The 11,744-nt window shown below is 35.6% G+C and carries 15 protein-coding genes; 3 read left to right on the top strand and 12 right to left on the bottom strand.

The window, feature by feature from the left end; all coding sequences use genetic code 11:
- Position 1: 1 nt before the first annotated feature.
- Positions 2-319, bottom strand: coding sequence for an HPr family phosphocarrier protein (locus tag COD11_RS02905; protein ID WP_098795259.1), 318 nt, complete (start codon positions 317-319; stop codon positions 2-4).
- A gap of 219 nt (positions 320-538) precedes the next feature.
- Between COD11_RS02905 and COD11_RS02910 the strand changes: the two genes are divergently transcribed.
- Both COD11_RS02910 and COD11_RS02915 read left to right on the top strand, forming a co-directional pair.
- On the top strand, positions 539-742 hold the full coding sequence (locus tag COD11_RS02910) for a hypothetical protein (RefSeq protein WP_098795260.1): 204 nt from the start codon (positions 539-541) through the stop codon (positions 740-742).
- A complete protein-coding gene (locus COD11_RS02915) occupies positions 723-1,040 on the top strand; it encodes a YbjQ family protein (protein WP_098795261.1) in 318 nt (105 codons plus the stop codon). The genes COD11_RS02910 and COD11_RS02915 overlap by 20 nt, the downstream gene beginning before the upstream one ends.
- Positions 1,041-2,089: 1,049 nt before the next feature.
- Here COD11_RS02915 and COD11_RS02920 read toward each other — a convergent pair.
- The 3 genes from COD11_RS02920 to COD11_RS02925 all read right to left on the bottom strand — a co-directional run bounded on the left by COD11_RS02920 (position 2,090) and on the right by COD11_RS02925 (position 3,329).
- A complete protein-coding gene (locus COD11_RS02920; RefSeq protein WP_098795262.1) occupies positions 2,090-2,710 on the bottom strand; it encodes an NAD(P)-dependent oxidoreductase in 621 nt (206 codons plus the stop codon).
- 109 nt (positions 2,711-2,819) lie between these two features.
- Positions 2,820-2,942, bottom strand: coding sequence for a hypothetical protein (locus COD11_RS27345; protein ID WP_255301523.1), 123 nt, complete (start codon positions 2,940-2,942; stop codon positions 2,820-2,822).
- 168 nt (positions 2,943-3,110) lie between these two features.
- Positions 3,111-3,329 (bottom strand): alpha/beta-type small acid-soluble spore protein, encoded by a 219-nt coding sequence (locus COD11_RS02925; protein ID WP_098795263.1) that lies wholly within the window; start codon positions 3,327-3,329, stop codon positions 3,111-3,113.
- A 395-nt stretch (positions 3,330-3,724) separates the two neighbouring features.
- Here COD11_RS02925 and COD11_RS02930 point away from each other — a divergent pair, with 395 nt between their 5' ends.
- Positions 3,725-3,967 carry a hypothetical protein gene (locus COD11_RS02930; RefSeq protein ID WP_098795264.1) on the top strand — a complete coding sequence of 81 codons (243 nt, stop codon included), beginning with the start codon at positions 3,725-3,727 and terminating at the stop codon, positions 3,965-3,967.
- Between the two features lie 46 nt (positions 3,968-4,013).
- Here the strand turns inward: COD11_RS02930 and COD11_RS02935 are convergent, their stop codons facing one another.
- The 8 genes from COD11_RS02935 to COD11_RS02970 form a co-directional block, all read right to left on the bottom strand.
- Complete coding sequence (locus tag COD11_RS02935) at positions 4,014-5,126, bottom strand: ABC transporter ATP-binding protein (RefSeq protein WP_098795265.1); 1,113 nt, start codon at positions 5,124-5,126, stop codon at positions 4,014-4,016.
- A 128-nt stretch (positions 5,127-5,254) separates the two neighbouring features.
- Complete coding sequence (locus tag COD11_RS02940; RefSeq protein ID WP_098795266.1) at positions 5,255-6,157, bottom strand: PucR family transcriptional regulator; 903 nt, start codon at positions 6,155-6,157, stop codon at positions 5,255-5,257.
- 162 nt (positions 6,158-6,319) lie between these two features.
- Positions 6,320-6,511: a hypothetical protein gene (locus tag COD11_RS02945; protein ID WP_098795267.1), complete on the bottom strand. Its 192-nt coding sequence runs from the start codon at positions 6,509-6,511 to the stop codon at positions 6,320-6,322.
- Between the two features lie 58 nt (positions 6,512-6,569).
- The gene (locus COD11_RS02950; protein WP_098795268.1) at positions 6,570-6,779 is read right to left on the bottom strand and encodes a YheE family protein; all 210 of its coding nucleotides are present in this window, start codon (positions 6,777-6,779) and stop codon (positions 6,570-6,572) included.
- A gap of 64 nt (positions 6,780-6,843) precedes the next feature.
- Entirely contained in the window at positions 6,844-7,887 is a 1,044-nt protein-coding gene (locus tag COD11_RS02955; RefSeq protein ID WP_098795269.1) for a YheC/YheD family endospore coat-associated protein, read from the bottom strand.
- Complete coding sequence (locus COD11_RS02960) at positions 7,874-9,247, bottom strand: YheC/YheD family endospore coat-associated protein (RefSeq protein ID WP_098795270.1); 1,374 nt, start codon at positions 9,245-9,247, stop codon at positions 7,874-7,876. The genes COD11_RS02955 and COD11_RS02960 overlap by 14 nt, the downstream gene beginning before the upstream one ends.
- The gene (locus COD11_RS02965; protein WP_098795271.1) at positions 9,240-10,337 is read right to left on the bottom strand and encodes a YheC/YheD family endospore coat-associated protein; all 1,098 of its coding nucleotides are present in this window, start codon (positions 10,335-10,337) and stop codon (positions 9,240-9,242) included. Before COD11_RS02965 ends, COD11_RS02960 begins: the two co-directional genes overlap by 8 nt.
- 49 nt (positions 10,338-10,386) lie before the next feature.
- Positions 10,387-11,742, bottom strand: a complete 1,356-nt coding sequence (locus COD11_RS02970; RefSeq protein WP_176550956.1) for a YheC/YheD family endospore coat-associated protein — start codon at positions 11,740-11,742, stop codon at positions 10,387-10,389.
- Positions 11,743-11,744 lie beyond the last annotated feature (2 nt).

An 11,744-nucleotide genomic window follows, 5' to 3' on the forward strand; every position in this document is an offset into this window, starting at 1 on the left:
ATTAAAGTTTCACTTTCATCGCTGGTTGAATGATACGCTGCCTTTTCTGTGCAGTATTTGTAGAACATATTTCTTTAAAGTCATTTACTTTTAAGTGAGGATAAGGTCCATCAATCGCTATATTTATTTCTTGTCCATTTTTAATCATTAATAAATAAGTGAGTAAAGCTGGAAGATTTGCTGTATTGATTACATGTTTGTTTTTAGTAACTAAGTAGATTTTTCCTTCATATGATTTCGCCAGTTGAGTGATCTTCATAACCTGATCAATACGAATTTGTTCTTCGACTTTTAAGCTAAAAGTAATTAATTTATTCATATGAATTCCTCCATAGAAAGAATGTGTTGGTTATTTTACGGATACATACCTCCATAATTAAATTTAGAAACCTAACAACATAAAAATCCTACTATAGTCCTTATTGGAATACGCTGTTGCTAAGATGGTAAAAAAACAATTAAAAAAGCCATGGAAAACATTCATCTTTATTAGGAAAAACGGTATATTATAGGTAGTGGAAGAGAAAGGAAGTTGGGGATGGAAAAAGTAAAATACATAAGCATGCTTTCTGCAGTCTTCACACAGATCGCGGGTATTATCTTTTTATTTATAAACATAACGATCGCAGTTGGACTATTTTTAGCTTATTTTATTTCATTACTTATTTTAGTCGTTGCGTTTATAAAAATAAGACTAGATGAAAAAAAGGAGGATGACAAAAATGATTATCGTGACTACTGAAACTGTACCAGGTAAGGAAACAAAGGAATATAAGGGCTTTGTAAGGGGAAGTACTGTTCAATCTAAGCACATTGGAAAAGATTTAATGGCGGGACTAAAAACCATTGTCGGTGGAGAACTCAAGGAGTACACAGAAATGATGGAAGAAGCCCGACAAAAAGCAATCGGTCGTATGGTTGATGATGCAAAAGCAAAAGGAGCTAACGCGATTGTTTGTATGAGGTTAGAATCCTCAGCTGTTATGCAAAATGCTTCAGAAATAATTGCATATGGTACAGCTGTAACAGTAGAAGAGTAGAGCGATGATCATGGATAATAACCCCAGTTGCATAGTGACTGGGGTTATTTATATTTGTTTAGGAATATAGCGTATTTATGTCAACTCGCTGGTAGTAAGTTGTGTAGAGTTTTGTGATAGTAAGAGAATCGGGACAGATGAAGGTGTGTGGATTGCGAATGTGTCCCGATAGAGGGAGAATCGGGACAGAGAAAGATGAGTGAGTAACGGTTGTGTCCTGATAGAGGGGGAATCGGTACAGAGAAAGGTGTGTGCATAGCGTTTGTGTCCCGATAGTGGGGGAATCGGTACAGAGGAAGGTGTGTGCATAGCGTTTGTGTCCCGATAGAGGGAGAATCGGTACAGAGAAAGGTGTATGCATAGCGTTTGTGTCCCGATAGTGGGGGAATCGAGACAGAGAAAGGCGTGTGAGTAACGGTTGTGTCCCAATAGTGGGGGAATCGAGACAGAGAAAGGTGTGTGAGTAACGGTTGTGTCCCGATAGAGGGAGAATCGAGACAGAGAAAGGTGTGTGAGTAACGGTTGTGTCCCGATAGAGGGAGAATCGGTACAGAGAAAGGTGTATGCATAGCGTTTGTGTCCCGATAGTGGGGGAATCGAGACAAAGAAAGGTGTGTGAGTAACGTTTGTGTCCCGATAGTGGGGCAATCGAGACAAAGAAAGGTGTATGAGTAACGGTTGTGTCCTGATAGTGGGGGAATCGAGACAGAGAAAGGCGTGTGAGTAACGGTTGTGTCCCGATAGAGGGAGAATCGGGACAAAGAAAGGTGTGTGAGTAACGGTTGTGTCCCGATTGTGGGAGAATCGAGACAGAGAAAGGTGGTTTGTGTCCCGATAGTGGGGGAATCGGTACAGAGGAAGGTGTGTGCATAGCGGTTGTGTCCCGAGCAAAAAAAGAGATCATGCCTCAATAAAACAAAAAAGCCAGTTTCAGCCATTACCTTCACAAATCCTCGCATCCCCGTAAATTCTCCCCAATAACCTTAATTGCTTTGTCTAAACACCCTATTAAATTACAACAATCTTTCCGAAAAAGCTTATCTTAATCACTAATAACAAATGCCTACCCGTTTATAAACAAACTCTTCTTTAAATAGTTGATCATATGTAAAATGAGCAGTATCTTCAACAGAAATTTCTTTTCCGTCTAGTGGTAAAAAATCAGTGGAGTAACGATATTGTTTTGTTAATTTTCCATCAGGAAGGTAAGTTGGACAGATGATTGTCCATTTTAAAGGGCTGCTTTTCAACATATTAAATGCTGCTAAATGCTCTTCTGCCGCTCTTGTAGTTCTACGGCGTGATTCAGTTGATTGAAAACGAAAAAGCTCCGGTTGTAGACGTGATTGCAAAATTCCTGCAGTGCCAATTGTGATGATTCGTGTAATGTTGTTAGCTACCATTGCTTCAATCATATTTGGAGTGGCAAGAGAAAGAGTTTGTTGACCATCAGTGTTCAATGCGCTCACAACTGCGTCACTGTCGCTTATAGCTAGCCCTACATCTTTAAAGTTAGTTGCATCACCTTTTATGATTCTTAAATTAGGGGAGGTGATTATTTTTTCAGGAGATCGGACAAGAGCTGTTACAGAATAACCATCTGATAAAAGAAAATTCAATATTTCCTTTCCAACACGGCCAGTTGCTCCAAATAAGGTAATCTTCTTCATATTTTCACCTCTTTCCATTTGTTAATACTATACCGAACTTTTTATTTTTAGGAAAATATCCTGTATACATTAAAAAATTAAAAAGCTGACATACTAAATGTCAGCTCGATTAAAGCTTCTTTTTTGCTTGTTCCCAATAGTGAATTTGGGGAAATCGTATATGAACAATATATTCATGAAATAAAGTGTATCCAACAAATCCAACTTGTTTCCAATCAATCGCATCAAACATGGATCTCAACTCCTTTTTGTATATTTCAGGAGAGTTTAATGTGTGAAAAGTCTACTACGAATAAAGATGAGGTTTATATACTATATGGTTTTAATGACTTGTTTGATACATACAAAAGAAAGAGGCCGACACGATTGTGCCGACCTCTTAGCCAATTATATGAAATTGTTATTGTTGAGTATAACCGCTCATAGATTGTTGAGCCATTGATACTAAACGCTTAGTGATTTCTCCACCTACAGAACCGTTAGCACGTGAAGTAGTTTCTCCACCAAGGTTAACTCCGAATTCAGAAGCGATCTCATACTTCATTTGATCGATAGCTTGAGAAGCTCCAGGTACTAAAAGTTGATTTGACGAATTGCTGTTGTTTGAGTTTTGTGACATTTCTATTCATCTCCTCATAGGTTTTTTTGGTTGGGTTAGTTGGAGTTGCACCAACGTATGAAGAAAGCTTGTCCTTCATAGCCTTGCTCGGCGTAACCCATTAATTTAAGTTGATGTGTTGTTTGTGTTTGTTTGTTGTTACTAAGTATTATGGATCTTTTTTTTTATTATATACATTTTTTTTTTTGAGAAATTTTCAGTTGCTGTTTTTGCTAAATAATTTGAACTGAAATTTTCTTGGTTGATTGTTTAGTATTATGAGCGGCTTTCTTTGAAAGTATGCAAAAATATAAAAAAGAATTTTAAAAAGTTATAAACTTAACTGAAAGAAGCTACATAAAAGCTTCTTTGTTGAGAGATTCTAGACATATGAGATTGATAAAGGGGCTGAAATGATGCATTTGTGTCCTTTATGTAATGGACTTGAGGAAAGGATCATTCAATGTCCAAATTGTAAAACAGTTATGGAAGACAAGGGGAAGGTAACGGATTATTTTGATGATTATAGCGCATATATGGATATTGATATGATGAAGATGTATGACGGGCAATTAACATCTCTAGAAGATCATTTGTGTTTGCATTACTTTTATTGTCCTAGTTGTCAGCATCAAGAAACAAATATTATTCAGGAATAGAAAACGAGAGGGAACCAACGGTCCCTCTCGTTTTTTCTATCAGATATTATTTTTCGCCAGCAGGACGAATACGTACTTCTGTTTCTGTGTCAAAGAAGTGAGCTTTGTTCATGTCTAATGCTAAGTCGAGTGATTGACCTGGCTTTACATCTGTACGAGAGTCAACACGAGCTACGAAAGATTGACCATCGATTTCAGAATAAAGCATTGTTTCAGCACCCATTAACTCTGCTACTTCAATTTTAGCTGTGATTTTAGTTCCTTGAGATGATTCGATGAATACAGGCTCATCATGGATTTCTTCTGGACGAACACCCATTAGAATTTCTTTGTTTACATAGCCTTGCTCACGAAGGTACTTCATTTTACCTTCTGGTACAGCTACTGAAGTAGTACCGAAAGAGAATTTACCATCTGTAAGAGTTCCTTTAAAGAAGTTCATTGCAGGTGATCCGATGAATCCGCCAACGAATGCATTTTCAGGCTTGTCATAAACTTCTTTAGGTGAACCTACTTGTTGGATGATACCATCTTTTAATACAACTAGGCGAGTAGCCATTGTCATCGCTTCAGTTTGGTCATGTGTTACATAGATTGTTGTTGTTTGTAAGCGTTGGTGTAATTTTGTAATTTCCGCACGCATTGCTACACGAAGCTTAGCATCAAGGTTTGATAACGGCTCATCCATTAAGAATACTTTTGCATCACGAACGATCGCACGACCTAATGCAACACGCTGACGTTGACCACCAGATAACGCTTTTGGTTTACGTTGTAGGTATTGTTCAAGACCTAGGATTTTCGCAGCTTCAGTTACACGACGCTCGATTTCATCTTTAGGTAACTTACGAAGTTTTAAACCAAATGCCATGTTATCATATACGTTCATATGTGGATATAAAGCGTAGTTTTGGAATACCATTGCGATGTCACGATCTTTTGGTGCAACATCATTCATACGTTTTCCATCAATGAAGAAATCACCTTTTGAAATCTCTTCTAATCCTGCAACCATACGAAGTGTAGTAGATTTACCACAACCAGATGGACCAACGAATACGATAAACTCTTTATCTTGAATGTGAAGATTGAAATCTTCTACAGCAGTTACTTTATTATCATAAATTTTATAAATATTGTTTAATTGTAATTCAGCCATTACTAATTCCTCCCTTAATTTGAAAGCGTTTTAACTTGTTTTCATTGTAAGGGATTTCAGTTTAAGAAGTAAACGTACAAGTTGCACGAAAATAGGAAGGGGCTTTTGTGCAACTTGTAAACGTTATCTTAATTTTCATGCTGTGCTAAAATAATGGCAAGAAAAATAAAGGCTGCATTTGAAAAAATGCGAATGTCCAACCCGGTTTTTTCAAGTAGTTTTTCCAAGCGATATTGCAGACTGTTACGGTGAATAAATAGCCTTTTAGCAGTTGAAGAAGCATTTAAATTTGAATGAAAAAACGCCTCAATTGTGTGGTGGAGCTCTTTATCTTCTATAATTTCTAAAAAATGATTTGATAATATTTCTTTTTTTAACATAGAAGGGGCTCTCAAGATAAAGATAGGTAACACATCATAAAAGCTAAGTACTTTTTCTTTGTTACTGGAACGATGAATGCTTTGAAAGCAGGCATGTTCAAGTGAAAATTTTTCTTTTAGAGAATGATCGTTTTTTTGCAATTGGCCTATGTAAATAAACGGTTCTACATAAAAATCAGTTGTAAGTGTATCACTTAAGTCCTTTAGTGAATCAATCTCTAATATGTGGTTAGGCTTTTCCTCGATCATAATTCCATGTGAAAGATTTAACCAGATAACAAGATCTGTGTTCATAATTCCTTTAACGGCTTCTTCGAAATTTTGTTTATCATCAATTGGCTGCTTAAGGAAAAAATAATAAAAGCGTAAAGAAGTAGTATGATCACTAGAAAGTGGGGATTCGCGATGTTCATGATCACTGAATAGAAAATCATACCATTTCCGCTGATTGATTGTATATTGATCTTCATCAATAACTTTTATTGATTGAAAGAGTGAGGATAATAAGTTTATCTCTTCAGAACTTAATTCGGATTTTAAAATTCCAAAAGGTTTACCAAGATCTGTCTGAAACCATTCGAAATTTGTATCATGTCGATTATAGTTTGTTGTTAGCGCCTCTCCATAGTGCTTCTGTAAATTTTCTAACATACAAGGGCTCCTTCTTGGTCTTGATCTATGTTGATTTTTTTCTATAAAATCAATCTTATATAAAATAAATGGTAAAAGATTACACCCTTATAAACAAGTAAAAGGATTTGAAATATATCATACTGTTTTAGAGCAAATAAAAAAAGCTGCAAGTAGCAGCTTTTAATCATCAATGGTATTTGGTGGCTCTTCTTCAACAAGTTTTCTTGCTTCTTCAATATTTGTTGAATCCTCTCTCATATGAACAGATCCACCTGATAAGCCTTCATTGATCATTCGATCAATATCGAGATAGGCTTTATCTTTTCCTTCATAATTTATATCCTGTTTAACAGCTTCATCTCTATCTTTCATAGCAGTACCAACCTCCTTGTACACTATTTTGTGTCCAAGAGGAAATGATCATTCATGTTTACTCATAAACGTGAAATAGCATTAATTCATGAATTTGAGTTTGTAGCTTTGTTTCATCTTCTTTTTGGGGTGTTACTGATCCCCATTCAATTTGTCCATTTTTATGGTAAATCCCATCATAATGTGAACCTCTAAAATAAAATGAAATACGCCAGCCAGGTAACTTTGCTTGTTTGAACAATGGTTTGTATTGAAAATGTGTAATCAAGCTTATCGCTCCCTTCCTAACCATTATAGAAATAATACGGCGAAAATGGGAGAATTCCTTCTACCTATTTATGGTATTTTTCTAATTCAATAAATAATTGTACTAGCTCAGTGATCCGTTGCTTCTGAATCTCTTGCTCATCAAAAATCATTGGTTTTGAATTCACTTCAAAAAGATAAGGCCAGCCTTCTGGAGTTAGACCGATGTCCAACGAAAATTCACCAACAAAGCCAAATGCTTTTGTTATAAGTGTCCCAACTTTGTTTGCGAGCCAGTTGACTTGTTTGATTGAGCATCGCCCCCTAACCTTTTCAAATGGAATGATTTCGCCACCATTTGGGACATGTGTTATTATCGAGTTTTTTGATGCCTTCCGTACACCGATTCCTACAGGTTTGTATTCATTGTCTCGATATAAACAAATAACGCGTAAATCATATTTACAGTCTTCGATCTTATCCGTCATAATTTCTTCTTGAAGAAGGTATTTTTCTTTATGTAAATGGCTGCTAACCCATGTCCTAAAGTTTTCTTCATTGTAGTAAATAGTGGTTGTATTTGATTGGACTGTGTAATGATCTTCTTTTCGTGACAGCTGATAAATGCCAGATCCTTTATGGCCATTTTGGGGTTTAGCATAAAGAGAGTAATAAGAATTAAGAAGGTCGGATATATGTACTATATTAGTATGTAGCCATGTTTTTGGTATATAAGATTGCATTTCTCTATCCTGAGACAGAGCAGAGTACGTTTCCCATTTGTTGAAAAAACCATAGTTGAAAAAAGGTTTTCCTTGCTGTTCATATAATGCTTTTAGGGCTACAACCTCATCTGAAATTTCTTCACTTCGAGACGAGATTTTATTATAAATGATATCAGGAAAAGGGAAAGAAATCTTTCCCCATTTCTTCTCTTCAAAAAAATAAACATAGCCAGTAACACCATTTTCTTCAACACCATCTGTTGTAAAGACAAAGGATAACCCACCGAATTTAGAAAGTTCACTTTGAATATTTTTGAAAACTGTAGCATTACCACGGAAAATATGGTTTTTGCCACCTTTGCTTGCTAGAATTCCTACAAGAGGAACATAATCAGCTTTCTTCATGAACTAATTCCTCTGGATGAAATATTGCTTTTTTCGATAAGTAAACACCATATTGAAGGGATGCTTTTCTTGTTGTAAGGTCAGCGTCTTTAAGCTCAGGATGTGAAAAAATGGATCTTCCAGGCTTTGAGTTGGCCTCAAACATCCAAACTCGACCGTCTTGATCTACCCCAAAATCAAAACCTATTTCTCCGATAAAGCCTTTAATGTGCTGATCAATTTTTTTACTTAGTGTAATAGCTGCCTCGGTTAAGTTATGAAATGTTTTCATTCTCTCCTGAGGGTCATCATAAATTTCTTCAAGTGTTTTAACAACTCCACCATTATTTAAATGGGTAGTTACACTGCCACGACCAGCAACCTTTGCAGCTAGTGCGGTAACCTTCCAGCTCCCGTAATCATCTTTATTTGTATGAATTCGAAAATCGATTGCTTTACCATCAAATCGAATAAGCTTAATTCCTTGCTGTGCAAGATAACTTGATAGAAGTCTGTCTTTAAAAGAAGCTTTTAAGAAGCTTTCAAGAGATGAATATCTTCTAAGTCTATTAATATCTTTATCATCTCGGTAACGTGAATAATATGTATTCTCTTCACGTGAATACATAAGCTGAAACACTCCTAATCCTAAGCTTCCATTTGCAGGCTTTAAATAAATGCTTTGATACGATGAAAGCATTTCCTCCATCCTACTTATAGAAGGGTTGTGAATGGTTTCAGGTAAGTAATGTGAAGCCTCAGTATCTTGGATAAGAAGCTGATGAATGGACCATTTATTAAAAAAGCCTGGATTATACCATGGAATTGTATACTCTTCTGTTAACCGTTTTTTTACAAGCTTAAGTGCTTGATGGTTTTCAATTCTTCTATTTGGTAGTCGGTCATATACAGCATTAGGAAAAGGAAAGGTTCCTCTTTTCCAACCGTTTTTTCCATATGTGTAACCTTCAATTGTACCTTCTTCCCAGTTTATATGATGAGCACCAAACACAAAGGAGTAGATGCCGAGTGACTGATCAATGGATAAAAACTTAGCAAAGAATAGAGAACGCTCACCAATTGGGCGTAATGAGGACTCTGTAAAGCCTGCAGTAAAAATGCCAACCAAAGGACCTAGGTGTAATGTATAGTCATGAATGATAAGGTGAGTCTTTCCTAAGGTACGAAGCAGCAGCTGTTCTGATAATTCTTTTGGTATTACAATGTTATCAATAAGTGTCTCATCATACATTACATCACATGGTAGGGTAATCGTACCGAAAGAAACGAATCCAATCTTACCGAAATGTTGTGCAGTTATAGGTAAAGAAATGGTTAATTTCTCTGTATCTCTTATTTGAATGGAATAGATTTTATTCATTGACTTCAGCTCCTTTGTTATTTCTTTGGTTCATTAAATAATGACAATATGCTAATGGAGACTCATAGAGAATATCTTTTAAATGTGGCTTTGTTTCAACAAAGGTTTTTCGGCCCGGCTTTGAATTAATATCAAGTATCCATGTGGATCCATCCTGTGCATAACCTATATCAATTCCTATTTCAAACAATCTATTAAACTTCATATCAAGCAGCTTAGGCAAATGGGTAATAATCGTAGAAAGCTCATCTTCAAGTAAAAATTTTTGTTTCATTGTTAAAGACTTTGACCATTCTTCATATGTGATCGGAGCACCACCACTGTTTAAGTTTGATAAAAACGATCCTTGATACCCTTTCCGTACCCCTTTCTCTACAAGAATCCACTCTCCATTTCGATTCTTTTGAAGAAGTAAGCGAATATCGAACGGATAACCTTCCTGATCTGTAAGGGAAAGAATAGGTTGAAGAAGATAGCTTTGCTGCTTTAGAAGTCTTTCACACCAATCTGAAAATTGCTGTAATGAATGAAATGATTGTGTCTTTTTATCGTGACCTTTATGATAAGTGATGTTTACTTCGTTTGAAGTTTGCCTAACAGCAATAATTCCATTTCCTCTAGATCCAGATGTAGGTTTTAAAATGCAACTAGAATTAGTTCTGATGTGTTTTATAATTTGTGCAGATGTTGTTAGTTTTTCGGTTTCAGGTAAGTAGGAATTGATGGGCTCACTAGCTTTTATGGCTGAATAAATCTGCCATTTATCAGGCAATCCAAACCCTAAAAATGTAGTTGAAGGGTTTTGCTTTAACCATTCAACAATTGGCTTGCTTTTTTTTGATGCTTGTTGATTGTTATAAAAGCAGCGGTCATAAATAAAAGTAGGAATTGAAAAGGAAGCAATCTTCCATGTTTGAGTTATTGAATCATATTTTTCACCGTTAATGGTTAATGTAGAAGGATCAATGGAGGTAGGTTCAAAACGAACGCACTCGATATTAAATGAAGCACTTCGTTTGGCAATTTCTGTTGCATATCCATTTTCATGATGTAAATGTACAGCTAAAAAACCTAATGTAATTTGGTGCAATTTAAGTCACTTCCTTTTCGTTTCCTTTCATTTTGTAAAGCAGGTAGATTTATTTTTGATCATATAAAAACTGACAATAGTTTATAACTGATTTAGCAGATGGACGAACTTTGCTTTTTTTCGGATCATCTTCTGATTTAGAAGGCTTTGTATTCACTTCGATGATCCAAGGGTGTCCATCATCGTCCAGTGCTAAATCAATGCCAAACTCTCCGAATTCTCCACCTGCTTGAATACATACAACATCAACAATTTCTAAAGAAAGCTCTGATAATAGCTTCTTTAAATGAAGTCCTTCTTTTTCTCCAAATAATTCATTAAGCAAGCTTTTTATTTTAAAGATTTCTCCGCCTCTTGCTAAATTAGCAACAAATTGCTGATCTCCTGACACTCTGGCAACAGCAGAAGAAACTTTCCAATGATGCAGGTCTTTTTTATGACATAAAAACCGAAAATCTAATGTTCGGTTTTGATATTGTTTTAAATTGATCGTTTCTTGAAGGAGAAACCCTTCTTTTTTTAAGCGAGGGTAAAGAGCGGTGAATAATTGATCAAAGCTATCATATTCTTTTTTGATTTCACCGGAAAAAGTAGTAAAATCAAGAGAGTAGGAGCTGTCTTCATGTTCTATTACTCTAAAAATTCTTTTCCCCTGGCTTCCGTTAATAGGTTTAATGAAAAGATCTTTTTTTTCGTTAAGCATATCTTCCAAATTAGATTTAGACTCTAAGAGCATGCTTTCAGGTAAATAAGGAATAAGATGTTCACTTGCAGATAGAATTTGGTGAATTTCCCATTTATTTAGAAAACGATCATTAAAATATGGTATTTTATTTTCAATAAAGTCAGTTGTGATATCTAAGAAATTTTTTGATTTTTCCAGTTTTCTAGAATGAATACGGTTATGAACAACATCAGGGTATGGCAATGTAGCTTTTACCCACTGATTGTCTTGTAAATAGTAGCCACTCATTTTTTCCTTATTGTAGGTTGAAAACGAAAAAACATAGAAAAAGCAGCCATTTTTTTCAGAAAATAAGGCGAGTTCTTTGCAAAAATCATGAATGGAGCCAAAATGGACACCTTGATCCTTTTTCTTTATCTCAGTTATCAGGCCAATTACCGGCCCAAGCTTTAGTTGATTACGGTTCTTGAGTTCTCCATGAAGAGATAATGTTTTGTCTGGCAGATGTAGCAATTCATACGTTTCCTTCGAAACGGACAAACTAAAGTTCTCCTCATCTATAAATACGATTGGACAGGACACAGTATGCATTCCACAACTAATTTTCAGGGAATGAACTAATTTAGGGAGACCTAAATGAACACGGAGCCCTTCACTCATTTCACATATATTTGATCTAAAAGTTGATGGTAACTGTTTTATTTCAATCATACTTTGCATCA

It is taken from the genome of Bacillus sp. AFS040349 (genome assembly GCF_002577655.1).
In the GTDB taxonomy this organism is placed as follows: domain Bacteria; phylum Bacillota; class Bacilli; order Bacillales; family Bacillaceae; genus Metabacillus.